The organism is Streptomyces sp. NPDC017202, from assembly GCF_044331705.1.
In the GTDB taxonomy this organism is placed as follows: domain Bacteria; phylum Actinomycetota; class Actinomycetes; order Streptomycetales; family Streptomycetaceae; genus Streptomyces.
This window is the reverse complement of the sequence record NZ_JBIRNP010000002.1, coordinates 666129-681633: the sequence shown is the minus strand read 5'-3', so window position 1 is coordinate 681633 and position 15505 is coordinate 666129. Positions and strand designations below refer to the sequence as shown.

The following is a 15505-nucleotide window of genomic DNA, read 5'->3' as shown; positions in this document are numbered from 1 at the left end:
CTTACCGCGCGTAGGCGAATGTTGGCGCCCCGCCCCGTAAAAACACAGCCATAGCGAAGTCTTCACGGGACATCAGGAAACCGGTCGGTCGTCGAATTCTCCGGGAATCAAGATCATTTCTGGTCGACCGGGCGGTCCGCCGACGTCACCGGCCGCTCGGCCCCCCGCCCAGCCGCCCGCTGATCCACTCCAGGGTCGGCGGGATCTCGCGCCGCCAGGTGTTGAAGTTGTGCCCGCCGCTTTCGAGGATGATCGACGAGATCCTCGTCCGGTGCGTGGCCTTCACCAGTTCGATGAACTTCAGCGTGGCCTTGTAGTTGGATTCTCCGACCTTGCTGCTGGTGACGAGCAGCGAGGTGTCGGGCGCGGGCCGGTGTTTCAGGAACCACCGCAGATCGGCCTCGTCGCGCCGCGTCGCGTCACCGTGGAAGAGGTCACCGGTCGTCGGGTCGCTCGGCGCCCTGTAGTACGCCGACAGGCCCGCGCCCGCCCCGTAGACCTCGGGGTGGTGCATCGCCAGCTTCAGCGCGCAGTAGCCGCCCGTGGAGTCCCCGATGATCCCCCAGCTGCCGGGCCCTCTGTTCACCCGGTAGTGGGCCGCGACGGCGGCGGGCAGGTCCTTGGCGAAGAACGACTCGGTCTGCGGCCCCCCGGGGACGTCCACGCACTCCGTGTCCCGCGGCGGCGCCACCGTCGGCCGCATCATCACCAGGATCATCGGCTGCATGCGGCCGCCCTCGGCGAGCCCGCGCGCGGTGCGCGGGTAGTCCAGCTTGTCCACGAGGGCCTCCGCCGTGCCCGGGTAGCCCGTGAGGACGACGGCCGCCGGGAACGTGCGCGTGCTGTGCCCCGGGGCGAAGTACTCCGGCGGCAGGTACACGAAGGCGGGTGAGGCGATGCGCGTCGTACGGCCGTCGACGATGACCTTCTGGATCCGGCCGCCGAACTCCGGCCGCCCGCCGCCACCTTCCACGCGCCGGGTGTCGACCACCCGCAGCGGCCCACCGCCCGCGTGGTCGACGACGACGCCCTGCTCGGTCTCCTGGCCGAACAGGTCCGCCCAGCTGGCGTAGAACCCGAAGGCCTGGTTCGCGGCGAGCCCCACGGACGCGAAGAGGGCCAGCTGGGTGGCCAGCAGCAGGACGACGCGCGCGCCGACGGCCCGCCAGCCCCGCCCGGCCAGCCGCGGCCACTGCCACACGGTGCCGACGAACAGCAGTACGGCGGACAGGGCCGCCAGCAGCAGCACGGTTGTGCTCGTGAGACCCATCGGTGTTCCTGCCTGCGCTCTCCGTCCGGGTTCCCGTGACCCCCGCTCCCCGCGAGGGTTTGTCCCGGACTTTCCCTGGCCTTTCCGGCGGCTTTGAAGAGATGAGTGAACCTCTCCCCCCGAGACACCGTCCTAGAGGGCGCAATGTCGCCGGATGCCCGATCGGCACCGGATTTCAAAGTCTCTCGCGGAACTACGGGATGCGATGTCTGTCAGGGAAGATGGGGAAATGTCGTTCGGGGTTCCGAATCGATCAAGCCGGGTGCGGCAGCTGATCAAGGGGCCGCGCCCCGAGGCCGTGCCCGCCCTCGTCGGCCGGGCCTGCGCCCTGGTGGGTCTGCTGGACGTCGCCGCCGGGGTCTTCCCGCGGTTCCGCCACAGCCGTATGCACACCATGGCCGAGGTGCTGCCCGGCGCGCTCGGCCCGTTCGCCGCGGCGCTGTCGCTGAGCGCCGGCGTCCTGCTGCTGCTCCTCGCGCACGGCCTCAAGCGCAGCAAGCGGCGGGCGTGGCGCGCGGCGGTCGCCCTCCTCCCGGCGGGCGCCGTCGCCCAGTTCACCTACCGCCACTCGCTCGTCGGCGCGCTGATCTCCGTGGCCCTCCTGGTGCCGCTCCTGCGCCACCGCGACCAGTTCGCGGCCCTGCCCGACCCGCGCAGCCGCTGGCGCGCGCTGGCCAACTTCGTCCTCATGGGCGCCGGTTCCCTCGGTCTGGGCCTCGTCATCGTCAACGCCCATCCGCGGCGCATGGTCGGCGACCCGAGCCTCGCCGACCGCCTCACCCACGTCCTGTACGGCCTCTTCGGCTTCGAGGGCCCGGTCGACTACCAGGGCAACACCTCCTGGACGGTCGCCTTCTCCCTCGGTGCCCTCGGCCTGCTCACCGCCATCACCACCGTCTACCTCGCCTTCCGCCCGGAGCACCCGGCCGCGCGCCTCACCGAGGAGGACGAGGTCCGGCTGCGCGCCCTGCTGGCCAAGCACGGCCGCCGGGACTCGCTCGGCCACTTCGCGCTGCGCCGCGACAAGGCCGTCGTCTTCTCCCCCAGCGGCAAGGCGGCCGTGACCTACCGCGTCGTCTCCGGCGTGATGCTCGCCAGCGGCGACCCCATCGGCGACGTGGAGGCCTGGCCCGGCGCCATCGAACGCTTCATGGACGAGGCCAGGGCCCACTCCTGGACGCCCGCCGTCATGGGTTGCTCGGAGACCGGCGGCGAGGTGTGGACCCGCGAGACCGGACTGGACGCCCTGGAACTGGGCGACGAGGCGGTGGTGGACGTCGCGGATTTCTCGCTGGCCGGCCGCGCGATGCGCAACGTGCGCCAGATGGTCAAGCGCATCGAACGCGCCGGTTACGAGACCCGGGTCCGACGTGTCCGTGACCTCGGCGAAGGCGAACTGGAGCGGATCCGGCGCGCCGCCGAGGACTGGCGCGGCACCGACACCGAGCGCGGCTTCTCCATGGCACTCGGCCGCATCGGCGATCCCACCGACGGGGACTGCCTGATCGCCACCGCCCACAAGGCAGACGTCGAACCGGGCCCCTACGGCGACCTCAAGGCGATCCTGCACTTCGTGCCCTGGGGCCCGGACGGTGCCTCCCTGGACCTGATGCGGCGCGACCGCTCGGCCGACCCGGGCATGAACGAACTCCTGATCGTCGCCGCCCTCCAGGCCGCCCCCAAGTTCGACATCGCGCGCGTGTCGCTCAACTTCGCGATGTTCCGCTCGGCACTGGCCCGGGGCGAGAAGATCGGCGCCGGCCCGGTGCTGCGCGCCTGGCGCGGACTGCTGGTCTTCCTCTCCCGCTGGTTCCAGATCGAGTCGCTGTACAAGTTCAACGCCAAGTTCCAGCCCCGCTGGGAACCCCGGTTCGTCGTCTACCGCGCCTCCGCCGACCTGCCCCGCATCGGCTTCGCCGCCATGCAGGCGGAGGGCTTCGTCAACCTCGCCCTGCCCCTGCCGCGCTTCCTGCGCGGCCGTACGTCCGCGGCACGCGCGTGTGCCCACAGGGTGGCCGAGCGCACGGTGGCCGACAGGGACGTACGGGCGGCATAGGCGGACCTCCCGCGGGAGGGAGCGGACCGCGACCCGTCGAGACCGGCCCGGGCGGCAGCCCCACCCCCTCAGCCCGGGGGCTGCCGCCCGGGCCACCCGGCATGGTGGTCCCCCGCTGGGCCTACGCTGAACGTATGAGCAAGCAGAGCGGACGAGGGCGCGTCGCCGGCCTTCCGGACTGGGACCGCTGCGCGGTCATGGGGGTCGTCAACGTGACCCCCGACTCCTTCTCCGACGGCGGCCGCTGGTTCGACACGACGGCCGCCGTCAAACACGGACTCGCGCTGGTCGCCGAGGGGGCCGACCTGGTCGATGTGGGCGGCGAGTCCACTCGTCCGGGCGCCACCCGCGTCGACGAGGCCGAGGAACTCCGGCGTGTCGTCCCCGTCGTCCGCGGCCTCGCCTCCGAGGGCGTCGTCGTCTCCGTCGACACCATGCGCGCCTCCGTCGCCGCCCGGGCCCTCGCCGCGGGCGCCGCCCTCGTCAACGACGTCAGCGGCGGCCTCGCCGACCCCGAGATGATCCCGGTAGTCGCCGACGCCGGCGCCCCCTTCGTCGTCATGCACTGGCGCGGCTTCCTCGAGGGCGGCAACGTCAAGGGCGTCTACGACGACGTCGTGCGCGAAGTCGTCGAGGAACTGCGCGAGCGCGTGGACGCCGTCCTGGCGGGCGGCATCGCCCCCGACCGGGTGGTCGTCGACCCGGGGCTCGGCTTCTCCAAGGAGGCCGGCCACGACCTCTCCCTGCTCGCCCGCCTCGACCGGCTGCACGGTCTGGGCCACCCCCTGCTCGTCGCCGCCTCCCGCAAGCGGTTCCTCGGCCGGGTGCTGGCGGGGCCGGAGGGTGCGCCCCCGCCCGCGCGCGAGCGGGACGCCGCCACGGCCGCCGTCTCCGCACTCGCGGCGCAGGCCGGCGCGTGGGCGGTGCGCGTGCACGAGGTGCGCGCGACGGCGGACGCGGTGCGCGTCGCGCGCGCCGTGGAAGGAGCACGCGAGGACAGTCACGCGCCGGGCGCGGCCGCGCCGGCCCGGACGCCTTCCGCCACGGCCGCACCCGCCACGCACGCACCCGCCACACAGACATCCACGACGCACGCCTCCACGACACACGCCTCCGCCACGCACGCACCCACGACGCAGACACCCGGCGCGGTCGGAGCGGACGGGGCGCACGGGACACCCGACGCGCCCGCCCCGCAGGACACGCGCCCCCAGCACACCCCGCACACCCCGCATCGCCCGCACGGCGCAGAAGGAGCCCGGTGAGCGCCCCCCACATGGACGTCGAGCAGGTCGAGGCCGCCAACACCTCCTTCTACGAGGCGCTCGAACGGGGCGACTTCGAGGCGGTGTCCTCCCTCTGGCTCTCCCCCGCCGACCTGGGCGTCGACGAGGAGTTCCACGACCCGGCGGACGTGGGCGTGGTCTCCTGCGTGCATCCGGGATGGCCGGTGCTCACCGGGCGCGGCGAGGTGCTGCGGTCGTACGCGCTGATCATGGCGAACACCGACTACATCCAGTTCTTCCTCACCGACGTGCATGTGTCCGTCACCGGCGACACGGCCCTGGTGACCTGCACCGAGAACATCCTCAGCGGCGGTCCCGCCCCGGAGGCCGGCGAGGAGCTGGGGCCTCTCGTCGGCCAGCTGGTGGTCGCCACGAACGTGTTCCGCCGCACTCCCGACGGCTGGAAGCTCTGGTCGCACCACGCGTCCCCGGTCATGGCCGAGAACCCCGAGAACCCTGAGAACCCTGAGAACCCCGAGGACGGTGAGGTCCCGGAGGAGGAGACCCCCTCCTGAGGGAGTGGACGACAAGACCGCCGGGTAAGCCACCAGGGCCGGGAGGTGGCGGGGATCACGAACGCCGGGGCGGGGACGGTCACCGGCCCGTGAGCCACCGGGTTCCCCGGGGGGAAACGCCCGGTGAATCCTCCCGGTCCCGACCCGGCCGGCGCCCCCGCGGCCCGGCCGTGCCGGTGCTCGCAGGTAGATTCGTCCGGGGCCGGTGTGCCGTCCGCACACGGCAGGGACCGGCCGTTCCCGACGATTGCAGGAGTGATTCGCGTGGATCGTGTCGCGCTGCGCGGCCTCAAGGCCCGCGGGTACCACGGTGTGTTCCCCCGGGAGCGCGAGGAGGGCCAGACCTTCATCGTGGACCTCGCCCTGGGCCTGGACACCCGACCGGCCGCGGCCGACGACGACCTGACGAAGACCGTGCACTACGGCATCGTGGCGGAGGAGGTCGTGGCCGTCGTCCAGGGCGAGCCGGTCGATCTCGTCGAGACGCTCGCCGAGCGCATCGCCCAGGTCTGTCTGAAGCACGAAGAGGTCCAGGAGGTCGAGGTCTGCGTCCACAAGCCGGACGCGCCGATCACGGTCCCCTTCGACGACGTGACCGTCACCATCACCCGGAGCCGAGTATGACCGCGTTCTTCACCGGGGGGCAGAGTGACCCGACCGTACAGCCGGTGCCCGCCTCCGTCGTCGAGCAGGTCGACGCCGCCGACACCACGCTCCACAACCCCGAGCGGGCCGTGATCTCCATCGGCTCCAATCTCGGCAACCGTCTGGAGAACCTCCAGGGCGCCATCGACGCTCTGGAGGACACCCCTGGCGTGCGCGTCAAGGCGGTCTCCCCGGTGTACGAGACGGAGCCGTGGGGCGTGGAGCCGGGCAGCCAGCCCTCGTACTTCAACGCGATCGTCGTCCTGAAGACCACGCTGCCCCCGTCGTCCCTCCTGGAGCGGGCGCACGCGGTCGAGGAGGCCTTCCACCGGGTCAGGGACGAGCGCTGGGGCGCGCGCACCCTGGACGTCGACATCGTCGCGTACGCCGACGTCGTCTCCGACGACCCGTCACTGACCCTGCCCCACCCGCGCGCCCACGAACGCGCCTTCGTGCTCGCCCCGTGGCACGACGTGGAGCCGGGCGCCCGGATGCCCGGACGCGGCGCGGTCGCCGAGCTGCTCGACACCGTCACCCGCGAGGGAGTGGCCGCCCGCAAGGACCTGGAACTCCGACTGCCCGAGTAGTCGTTAAGGTCGAGACGACGTAGTCGTTAAGGTCAGGACGACGACCGTCCACAGCCGCGGGCCGTGGAACCCGGGGGAATCGAAGGGACACCGTGAGAGAGCTGCGCATCAGGACGCTGGCCGGCGTCTTCGTCGTCGCGGGCGTTCTGTCGTGGGCCGGAGCCCGCCTCTGGAACTCGATCGGGACCCTGCCGAGCGTTCCGCTGGCCGCCCCCATCGTCCTCGCCGTGATCGCCGTGGTGCTGCTGGCCACGGCGCTCTCGATCCGCGCCCGTCTCAAGGCACAGCGCGAGCGCCGCCCCGAGGCCAAGGGCGTCGATCCCCTGATGGCGGCCCGCGCGGTCGTCTTCGGCCAGGCCAGCGCGCTGGTCGCCGCCCTCGTCGCCGGAATGTACGGCGGTACCGGCGTCTTCCTGCTGGAGTCCCTCGACATCCCCGCCCGCCGCGACCAGGCGATCTACGCCGGGTTCTCGGTCCTGGCGGGGATCGGTGTCATAGCGGCGGCCATCTTCCTGGAGCGCGTCTGCAAGCTCCCCGAGGACGACGACGACAACTCGGGAGCGGCCTCGGCGGCGTGAAGCCGGGCGTGGAGGCGCCGCCGGTCGCCTCACCCCGCCCCGCCGCGTCCCAGGCCGCCCCAGCGGCCGTCGTGAGCGGTCTCAGCGCGCCATGATCAGGCTCATCGCCTCGTTGCGCGTCGCCGCGTCCCGCAGCTGTCCGCGGACCGCCGACGTGAGGGTCTTGGCACCGGGCTTGCGGATCCCGCGCATGGACATGCACATGTGCTCGCACTCCACGACGACGATGACCCCGCGCGGCTCCAGGATGTCCATCAGGGAGTCCGCGATCTGCGTGGTGAGACGTTCCTGCACCTGCGGGCGCCGGGCGTAGACGTCCACCAGACGGGCCAGCTTCGACAGACCGGTGATCTTCCCGCTGGTGGCCGGGATGTACCCGACGTGGGCGACACCGCGGAACGGCACCAGATGATGCTCACAGGTGCTGTAGACCTCGATGTCCTTCACGAGCACCATCTCGTCGTGGCCCAGGTCGAAGGTCGTCGTCAGCACGTCCTCGGGCTGCTGCCACAGGCCTGCGAAGATCTCCCGGTAGGCGCGGGCCACTCGCCCGGGCGTCTCCCGCAGCCCCTCCCGGTCAGGGTTCTCGCCGACCGCGATGAGCAGTTCGCGTACGGCGTTCTCGGCCCGCTTCTCGTCGAACTCGCCGACGGGGCCCTCGCCGTCCAGCGTCACGGGGTCGGTCATCCTGGTGCCTCGTTCCTGTACGGGTCGCGTGTGGTGGACGCGTGACGGTGCGGCCACAACCGAAATGCCGCGCCCCCCAGGCTAGAACCTGGGGGGCGCGGCATGCATTCCGGGCCTGGCGGGAGGACCGGGACCCGGAGCGTCAGCTCTCCGGACGCTCCTCGGGGGCCGGCTCGGCCACCGAGGCGGGGTCCACCGCCGAGGACTTGGCGGTGCTGATCGCGGGCGTCGCGCCGTTGGCCCCGTTGGTCAGTGCCAGCTCCCGGGGGGAGAGCACCGGCGGACGGGTGGACGGCGTGCGCCGCGAGGAGCCGGTCCACGCGGGCCGTGCCGGGCGCTTGACGATGGCGGAGAAGATCTCGGCGATCTCCTCCTTGTTCAGCGTCTCCTTCTCCAGCAGCCGCAGCACCAGGTTGTCGAGGACGTCGCGGTTCTCGACCAGGATCTCCCAGGCCTCGTTGTGCGCGTTCTCGATGAGCTTCTTGACCTCTTCGTCGACCAGCGCGGCGACCTCTTCCGAGTAGTCGCGCTGGTGGGCCATCTCACGGCCGAGGAACGGCTCGGTGTTGTCGCCGCCGAACTTGATGGCGCCGAGACGCTCGGTCATGCCGTACTGGGTGACCATCGCGCGGGCCGTGGCAGTGGCCTTCTCGATGTCGTTCGCGGCGCCGGTGGTGGGGTCGTGGAAGACCAGTTCCTCGGCGGCGCGACCGCCCAGCATGTAGGCGAGCTGGTCGAGCATCTCGTTCCGGGTGGTCGAGTACTTGTCCTCGTCCGGGAGCACCATCGTGTAGCCGAGCGCACGGCCGCGGGACAGGATGGTGATCTTGTGCACCGGGTCGGAGTTGGGGGAGGCCGCCGCGACCAGGGCGTGGCCGCCCTCGTGGTACGCGGTGATCTTCTTCTCCTTGTCCGACATGATCCGGGTCCGCTTCTGCGGGCCCGCGACCACACGGTCGATCGCCTCGTCCAGCATCTGGTTGTCGATCAGCTTCTTGTCCGAGCGGGCCGTGAGCAGCGCGGCCTCGTTCAGCACGTTGGAGAGATCGGCACCCGTGAAGCCGGGGGTGCGGCGGGCGACGGCGGCCAGGTCGACGTCGGGCGCGACCGGCTTGCCCTTCTGGTGGACCTTGAGGATCTCCAGACGGCCCTGCATGTCCGGGCGGTCGACCGCGATCTGGCGGTCGAAGCGGCCGGGGCGCAGCAGCGCCGGGTCGAGGATGTCGGGCCGGTTCGTGGCGGCGATGAGGATCACGCCGCCCTTCACGTCGAAGCCGTCCATCTCGACGAGCAGCTGGTTCAGCGTCTGCTCGCGCTCGTCGTGACCGCCGCCGAGGCCGGCGCCGCGATGGCGGCCGACCGCGTCGATCTCGTCGACGAAGACGATCGCCGGGGCGTTCGCCTTGGCCTGCTCGAAGAGGTCACGCACCCGGGAGGCACCGACACCGACGAACATCTCGACGAAGTCGGAACCGGAGATCGAGTAGAAGGGGACGCCCGCCTCGCCGGCGACGGCGCGCGCGAGCAGGGTCTTGCCGGTGCCGGGAGGCCCGTACAGGAGCACGCCCTTGGGAATCTTGGCGCCGACGGCCTGGAACTTGGCCGGTTCCTGGAGGAACTCCTTGATCTCGTGGAGCTCCTCGACGGCCTCGTCCGAACCGGCGACGTCCGCGAACGTCGTCTTCGGCGTGTCCTTGGTGATGAGCTTCGCCTTGGACTTGCCGAAGTTCATGACCCGGGAGCCGCCGCCCTGCATCTGATTCATCAGGAACAGGAAGACGACGACGATGAGGACGAAGGGGAGCAGGGACAGCAGAATCCCGACGAAAGCGTTCTGCTTCGTCGGAGAGACCGTGTAACCGTCCGGAATCTGCTTGTCCTGGTACTTGGTCTGCAGCGTATTGGCGATGGTCACGCCCTGGTCGCCGATGTAGCTCGCCTGGATCTTCGAGCTGCCCTCGACCTTTGTGCCGTCCTTGAGCGTGACCTTGACGGTCTGCTCGTCACCGGTGGTGAGCTTGGCCGACTCGACCTTGTTGTCGTTGATCGCTGCAACGACCTGGCCGGTGTCCACCGTCTTGTAGCCGCCGGACGAGCCGACGACCTGCATCAACACGACCACGGCAAGGACGGCCAGCACGATCCACATGACCGGCCCACGGAAGTATCGCTTCACGTCCATCCATACGGAGCGGTGCCGCCCCGTCCCTCCTGCCATAGTGAGTTTGATAAGACAGTTCTTCTGACGGTACCCCAGCATCGTCGCGCGAAGCCGCACGGGGAAGCCTGGCGAACCCGTCTGCATGCTTCAACGGCGCGGAACCCGCTGGGGTTCCCGATCGTCCTGCACAGGACGCTCTTGTGGCTCAGCCGCCGTAGACGTGGGGCGCGAGCGTACCGACGAACGGCAGGTTGCGGTACTTCTCGGCGTAGTCGAGGCCGTACCCCACGACGAACTCGTTGGGGATGTCGAATCCGACCCACTCCACGTCGATCGCGACCTTGGCCGCCTCCGGCTTGCGCAGCAGCGTGCACACCTTGAGGGAGGCGGGCTCGCGCGAGCCGAGGTTGGACAGCAGCCAGGACAGGGTCAGTCCGGAGTCGATGATGTCCTCGACGATCAGGACGTGCTTGCCCTTGATGTCGGTGTCGAGGTCCTTGAGGATCCGCACCACGCCGGAGGACTGGGTGCCCGCGCCGTAGGACGACACGGCCATCCAGTCCATGGTGACGGGGGTGGACAGCGCCCGCGCGAGGTCGGCCATGACCATCACCGCCCCCTTGAGGACGCCGACGATGAGCAGGTCCTTGCCCGCGTACTCCGTGTCGATCTTCGCCGCCAGCTCCGCCAGCTTGGCGTCGATCTCTTCCTTGGTGATGAGCACCGTCTTGAGGTCGGCACCCATGTCTTTCGCGTCCACCCGCATCACTTTCGGTCGTCCCACCGGCCGCCGCCCCTCCGAGTGGAGGGGCGGGATTCAGCCTTGCCGAATCACCAGTCTGCCACCCTGCCGCTGGGCGACGACCTTGCCGGGGAGGTTGATGGCTCCCTGGCCGCGCCAGCCGGTGATCAGCCGGTCGATCTCCTCGATGTGCCGGGCGAAGAGCGAACCGGCCGGGGCGCCCGCCTCGATGGCGGCGCGGCGCAGGATGCGGCGGCGGACGGCGGGCGGCAGGGCGTAGAGCTTGGCGCACTCCAGCAGACCGGCGCTGTCGCGGACGGCGGCCTCGGCCCGGCCGGCCCAGGCGTCGAGGGCGTCGGCGTCGTCGCGGGAGAGCTGGGCCGTACGGGCGAGGGCCTCGACGACGCCCTTGCCGAGGGCCTTCTCCAGGGCGGGCAGCCCCTCGTGGCGGAGCCGGGAGCGGGTGTAGGCCGGGTCGGCGTTGTGCGGGTCGTCCCAGACGGGGAGGGACTGGACCATGCAGGCCTTGCGGGCGGTCTGCCGGTCGAGTTCGAGGAAGGGCCGGCGGTAGCGGCCGCCGGCCCCCGAGACCGCGGCCATTCCGGAGAGGGAGCGGATGCCCGAGCCGCGGGCGAGACCGAGGAGGACGGTCTCGGCCTGGTCGTCGCGGGTGTGGCCGAGGAGGATCGCGGCGGCGCCGTGGCGGTCGGCGGCGGCGTCGAGGGCGGCGTAGCGGGCGTCACGGGCGGCGGCCTCGGGGCCGCCTTCGCGGCCGACGGTGACGGCGGTGGCCTCCACCGGGTCGAGGCCGAGTTCGCGCAGGCGCAGGACGACCTCGTCGGCGCGCAGGTCGGAGCCGGCCTGGAGGCCGTGGTCGACGGTGACGCCGCCGGCGCGGACGCCGAGCTTGGGGGCCTCGAAGGCGAGGGCCGAGGCGAGCGCCATGGAGTCGGCGCCGCCGGAGCAGGCCACGAGCACGAGCGGCGAGGGTGGACGCTCGTGCGCAGGGGCGTCAGGGGTGCTGTGGTGGTCGGTGAGGATGTCGTGGAGGACGCGGCGGACCGCCAGGCGTATCGCCGCGACCGCAGGATGGGGACCCATGTCCGGTTCCCTTCATGAAATTTTCGGGGGTTGAACCCGAGGTCGGTCACGCAGAGTGGGTAGATCGTGACAGAACCGGGCCGTTCCCCGAGCATTGCACGCCTGATGGGGACTCACGGTCCCTCGGACGGGTGATTGCGGAGGCATTCTCCTGCCGTCGGCCGGTTTTCGGTTCCCGTTCGCCGTCGTGCTCGTCACCGGCTCAGCGGTTCAGGAGTCCGCCTTGCGGTGCACCCGGGCGACCCAGTCCGCCGGTTTCGCGATCTCGGCCTTGGTGGGGAGGGTGTTCGGCGAGGTCCACACACGGTTGAAGCCGTCCATGCCGACCTGGTCGACGACGGCCCGCACGAAACGCTCGCCGTCCTTGTACTGCCTGAGCTTGGCGTCCAGGCCGAGCAGCTTGCGCAGGGCCATGTCCAGCCGCGAGGCCCCCTTGGCGCGACGCTGCTGGAACTTCTCCCGGATCTCGGCGACGGTCGGCACGACGTCCGGGCCCACCCCGTCCATGACGAAGTCGGCGTGGCCCTCCAGCAGGGACATCACGGCGGTGAGCCGGGCGAGGATCTCCCGCTGGGCGGGGCTCTGGACCAGCTCGACCAGGGAACGGCCGCCGTCGTCCTCCTCGCCCTCGGGGCGTCCGCCGACGAGGGACTGGGCCGCTTCCCTGATCCGCTCCAGGAACGTCGCGGGGTCGACGTCCGTCTCCGCCAGGAACGACTGGATCTCACCCTCCAGGTGGTCGCGGAGCCAGGGCACCGCGGAGAACTGCGTGCGGTGCGTCTCCTCGTGCAGGCACACCCAGAGGCGGAAGTCGTGGGGACTCACGTCGAGTTCGCGTTCGACGTGCACGATGTTCGGCGCGACGAGGAGCAGTCGCCCGCCACCGTTGGCGCCCGCGGGCAGCTCGCGGGTGGCGGGGGCGAAGGTCTCGTACTGGCCGAGGACGCGGGAGGACAGGAACGACAGCAGCATGCCGAGTTCGACGCCCGTGACCTTGCCGCCGACCGCGCCGAGGACCGCGCTGCCGCTGCGGCGTCCCTCCACCTTGTCGAGGAGGGGCTTGAGGAGCTCCCGGAAGCCGGCCACGTTCGCCCGGATCCAGCCGGGACGGTCGACGACCAGGACGGGGGTGTCGTGCGTCTCCTCGGTTCCCAGACGGGTGAAGCCCCGGACGTGTCCTTCCGAGACCTTGGCGTGCCGGCGCAGTTCCGCGACGACGGCGCGGGCCTCGTCGCGGCTCACCTCCGGGCCCGGCCGTACGAGGCGGGTCGCTGTCGCGACCGCGAGATTCCAGTCGACCATCCCGGAAGAGGCACCACCGATGCTCGTCATGCGTCAACCGTACGTGAGGGGTGCCGTTGCGGTCAGGGCGTGGGGCGGGAGTGGGGGATGCCTCAGGGTCGGCGTCCGGGTCGGGGTGGGGGCGGCGTCCGGGTCGGCGTGGCCCTCGGTCCGGGGCGGGGCGGGCACGTGACCGGACGCCGGACGGGCCGGCTTCAGCCGCAGCCGCAGGCCGCCAGGGCCGTGACGGCCCGGTCCAGGGCCGTCTGGGCCGCGGCCGGGTCGGTGGTGTTCGCGGTGAGGACGGCGAAGGCCAGGAGGTGGCCGTCGCGGTCGACGACCGTGCCGGCGAGGGTGTTGACGCCGGTCAGGGTGCCGGTCTTGGCGCGGACGACACCGGCCGCCCCGGCCGCACCGTCCGTGTAGCGGGTGCTGAGGGTGCCGGTGAAGCCGGCGACGGGCAGACCGGTCAGGACGGGGCGCAGGTCGGGGCGGGCGGGGTCGCCGGCCTTGACGAGGAGCGCGGTCAGGAGGTTCGCGGTCAGGCGGTCGTTCCGGTCGAGGCCGCTGCCGTCCTTGAAGTCGACGCCGTCCACCGGTAGTCCGAGCCGTCCCAGCTGGGTGCGGATCGCCTTGCCCGCGCCGGCGAAGTCGGCGCGCACGCCGGTCGCGAGGGCGGTCTGGCGGGCGAGCGCCTCGGCGATGTCGTTGTCGCTGTTGGTCAGCATCCGCTCGACGAGCGAGGCGAGCGGGGGCGAGGCGACCGTGGCCAGCGTCTCCGCGCGCGCGGAGGCCTTCGACGGTCCGGGCGCGGATGTCTTGATCCCGTACGCCCCCAGGAAGTCCGCGAACTTCCTCGTCGCGTCCGCCGCCGGGTCGGGCACGCGGGTCGCCGGGCCGCTCGCCGAGCCGTCCGCGCGGCCCTCGTCGGCGGTCAGGGCGGTGACCCGGGCCAGGTTCGGGTTGACTCCGATCGGGTGAACTTCGGTGCCGGCGTACAGGGTGGTGTCGTACGACAGCGTCGCCCGGGTGATGCCGCGTTTCTTCAGGGCCGTGGCCGTGGAGGCGGCGAGGGTACGCAGGTCGGCCCAGCCCTCGGGGGTCTCGCGGGCGGTGAGGGTGGGATCGCCGCCACCGACGAGGACGACCTCCCCGGTGCCGGGTTCCAGGGCGGTGCGGGTGGTGAGGCGGTGGTCGGCGCCCAGCGCGGTGAGTGCGGCGACCGCGGTGGCGATCTTCGTGGTGGAGGCCGGGGTGAGCGCGTCGTCGGCTCCGCTGCCGTAGAGCCGCTTGCCGGTGGTCACGTCGACGACGGCGGCCGTACGACGGGTGCCGAGGGCCGGGTCGGCGAGGAGCGGGCCGAGGACGCGGGTGAGGGCGGCGGAGCCCGGGACCGACTTCACGGCGGTCGTCGCGCCGCCGAGGCCGGTCAGGACGGACGCGGCACTGGGCGCGGGCCGCGGCGCCCCGGCCGCCGTGCCGGACGTATCGGACGCTTCGGTCCCGCGGCCGTGATCTGCGCCACCCCCCCGCTCCAGTGCGGCGGCCCGGTCCCGCTCGGCCGTACGCTGACCGGAGGAGTCCCAGGGGCCGGCGGCGGTCGCCACGCCGACGGCCAGGGCCAGTCCGGCGGTCGTCGCACCCGCGGTGTACCGCCAGGTCCGGCCGGTCCTCGGCCTCGTGATCAGTGCGAGCTGCGGTTTCGCCGCCTGCCTGAGCCGTGCGACCCGCGGCCCTGCGGCCGCCGCCGCGCGCGCGAGACGTGGCCGTACGACCCCTGCGACCCGCGCCAGACGTGGTCGTACGGCGTCCGCGACCCGCACCACGTGCGGTCTCGCGGCCCGCCAAGGCCTCAGCTCGGGCACGATCACCAGCCCCTTTCGCGATCACACACCTGCGTGAGGGACACTTAACCACCAGAACTATGTGCTGATCATGGAGGAGCCACCGGTGGAGTTCGACGTCACGATCGAGATCCCGAAGGGTTCGCGGAACAAGTACGAGGTGGACCACGAGACCGGTCGGATCCGCCTGGACCGTCGACTCTTCACCTCGACCGCCTACCCGACCGACTACGGCTTCGTCGAGAACACTCTCGGCGAGGACGGTGACCCGCTGGACGCGCTGGTCATCCTGGACGAGCCGACCTTCCCGGGTTGCCTCATCCGCTGCCGCGCGATCGGCATGTTCCGCATGACCGACGAGGCCGGCGGCGACGACAAGCTGCTCTGCGTCCCGTCGACCGACCCGCGCGTGGAGCACCTGCGGGACATCCACCACGTGTCGGAGTTCGACCGGCTGGAGATCCAGCACTTCTTCGAGGTCTACAAGGACCTGGAGCCCGGCAAGTCCGTCGAGGGCGCCGACTGGGTGGGCCGCACCGACGCCGAGGCCGAGATCGAGCGGTCGTACAAGCGCTTCAAGGACCAGGGCGGTCACTGAGTCGCTCGGCCCCGAGGGGCCGTGGGGGGGCCCCCCCCGGGGGGGGGGCCCCCCCCCGGGCGGGGGGGGGGGGGGGGGGCGCCCCCTTCCCCGGCCAAACGCACTCGCACCCCGGGGTAAGCACAAGAAGGTACGCGGAAAGCAACCCCCCTAC

General features: G+C 71.7%; 13 protein-coding genes and 1 pseudogene. 7 read left to right on the top strand and 7 right to left on the bottom strand.

Annotated elements, in window-relative coordinates:
* Positions 1-145: 145 nt before the first annotated feature.
* Positions 146-1270, bottom strand: a complete 1125-nt coding sequence (locus tag ACH4N1_RS07325; protein ID WP_398095145.1) for an alpha/beta hydrolase — start codon at positions 1268-1270, stop codon at positions 146-148.
* Between the two features lie 229 nt (positions 1271-1499).
* On the opposite strand from ACH4N1_RS07325, the gene ACH4N1_RS07320 reads away from it, so the two are divergent.
* The 6 genes and pseudogenes from ACH4N1_RS07320 (at position 1500) to ACH4N1_RS07295 (ending at position 6937) form a co-directional block, all read left to right on the top strand.
* On the top strand, positions 1500-3326 hold the full coding sequence (locus ACH4N1_RS07320; RefSeq protein WP_398095143.1) for a phosphatidylglycerol lysyltransferase domain-containing protein: 1827 nt from the start codon (positions 1500-1502) through the stop codon (positions 3324-3326).
* A 134-nt stretch (positions 3327-3460) separates the two neighbouring features.
* Positions 3461-4327: pseudogene (gene folP / locus ACH4N1_RS07315) on the top strand (dihydropteroate synthase); the annotation flags it as partial.
* 260 nt (positions 4328-4587) lie between these two features.
* A complete protein-coding gene (locus ACH4N1_RS07310; RefSeq protein ID WP_398095141.1) occupies positions 4588-5127 on the top strand; it encodes a nuclear transport factor 2 family protein in 540 nt (179 codons plus the stop codon).
* 264 nt (positions 5128-5391) lie between these two features.
* The gene (gene folB, locus ACH4N1_RS07305) at positions 5392-5751 is read left to right on the top strand and encodes a dihydroneopterin aldolase (protein ID WP_398095140.1); all 360 of its coding nucleotides are present in this window, start codon (positions 5392-5394) and stop codon (positions 5749-5751) included.
* Positions 5748-6359: a 2-amino-4-hydroxy-6-hydroxymethyldihydropteridine diphosphokinase gene (folK, locus tag ACH4N1_RS07300; protein WP_398095139.1), complete on the top strand. Its 612-nt coding sequence runs from the start codon at positions 5748-5750 to the stop codon at positions 6357-6359. Before folB ends, folK begins: the two co-directional genes overlap by 4 nt.
* A gap of 92 nt (positions 6360-6451) precedes the next feature.
* Entirely contained in the window at positions 6452-6937 is a 486-nt protein-coding gene (locus ACH4N1_RS07295; RefSeq protein WP_398095138.1) for a DUF3180 domain-containing protein, read from the top strand.
* Between the two features lie 81 nt (positions 6938-7018).
* Here ACH4N1_RS07295 and folE read toward each other — a convergent pair whose 3' ends face one another.
* The 6 genes from folE to dacB all read right to left on the bottom strand — a co-directional run bounded on the left by folE (position 7019) and on the right by dacB (position 14780).
* Positions 7019-7624, bottom strand: a complete 606-nt coding sequence (folE, locus tag ACH4N1_RS07290) for a GTP cyclohydrolase I FolE (protein WP_363092829.1) — start codon at positions 7622-7624, stop codon at positions 7019-7021.
* 142 nt (positions 7625-7766) lie between these two features.
* Positions 7767-9806, bottom strand: a complete 2040-nt coding sequence (gene ftsH / locus ACH4N1_RS07285; protein WP_398095136.1) for an ATP-dependent zinc metalloprotease FtsH — start codon at positions 9804-9806, stop codon at positions 7767-7769.
* Between the two features lie 184 nt (positions 9807-9990).
* The gene (gene hpt / locus ACH4N1_RS07280) at positions 9991-10551 is read right to left on the bottom strand and encodes a hypoxanthine phosphoribosyltransferase (protein ID WP_363092831.1); all 561 of its coding nucleotides are present in this window, start codon (positions 10549-10551) and stop codon (positions 9991-9993) included.
* Between the two features lie 51 nt (positions 10552-10602).
* Positions 10603-11628, bottom strand: a complete 1026-nt coding sequence (tilS, locus tag ACH4N1_RS07275) for a tRNA lysidine(34) synthetase TilS (RefSeq protein WP_398095135.1) — start codon at positions 11626-11628, stop codon at positions 10603-10605.
* Positions 11629-11838: 210 nt separating this feature from the next.
* Positions 11839-12960: a zinc-dependent metalloprotease gene (locus ACH4N1_RS07270; RefSeq protein ID WP_398095133.1), complete on the bottom strand. Its 1122-nt coding sequence runs from the start codon at positions 12958-12960 to the stop codon at positions 11839-11841.
* A 164-nt stretch (positions 12961-13124) separates the two neighbouring features.
* Positions 13125-14780: a D-alanyl-D-alanine carboxypeptidase/D-alanyl-D-alanine-endopeptidase gene (gene dacB / locus ACH4N1_RS07265; RefSeq protein ID WP_398095132.1), complete on the bottom strand. Its 1656-nt coding sequence runs from the start codon at positions 14778-14780 to the stop codon at positions 13125-13127.
* A 79-nt stretch (positions 14781-14859) separates the two neighbouring features.
* Between dacB and ACH4N1_RS07260 the strand changes: the two genes are divergently transcribed.
* Entirely contained in the window at positions 14860-15351 is a 492-nt protein-coding gene (locus ACH4N1_RS07260) for an inorganic diphosphatase (protein ID WP_007452023.1), read from the top strand.
* Positions 15352-15505: the final 154 nt, after the last annotated feature.

What these genes read in the sequence shown, in the direction of transcription:
- ftsH (WP_398095136.1), bottom strand. Translation starts at nt 9,806, where the DNA reads ATGGACGTGAAGCGATACTTCCGTGGGCCGGTCATGTGGATCGTGCTG.
- hpt (WP_363092831.1), bottom strand. Translation starts at nt 10,551, where the DNA reads ATGCGGGTGGACGCGAAAGACATGGGTGCCGACCTCAAGACGGTGCTC.
- ACH4N1_RS07325 (WP_398095145.1), bottom strand. Translation starts at nt 1,270, where the DNA reads ATGGGTCTCACGAGCACAACCGTGCTGCTGCTGGCGGCCCTGTCCGCC.
- folK (WP_398095139.1), top strand. Translation starts at nt 5,748, where the DNA reads ATGACCGCGTTCTTCACCGGGGGGCAGAGTGACCCGACCGTACAGCCG.
- ACH4N1_RS07270 (WP_398095133.1), bottom strand. Translation starts at nt 12,960, where the DNA reads ATGACGAGCATCGGTGGTGCCTCTTCCGGGATGGTCGACTGGAATCTC.
- ACH4N1_RS07320 (WP_398095143.1), top strand. Translation starts at nt 1,500, where the DNA reads ATGTCGTTCGGGGTTCCGAATCGATCAAGCCGGGTGCGGCAGCTGATC.
- tilS (WP_398095135.1), bottom strand. Translation starts at nt 11,628, where the DNA reads ATGGGTCCCCATCCTGCGGTCGCGGCGATACGCCTGGCGGTCCGCCGC.
- folE (WP_363092829.1), bottom strand. Translation starts at nt 7,624, where the DNA reads ATGACCGACCCCGTGACGCTGGACGGCGAGGGCCCCGTCGGCGAGTTC.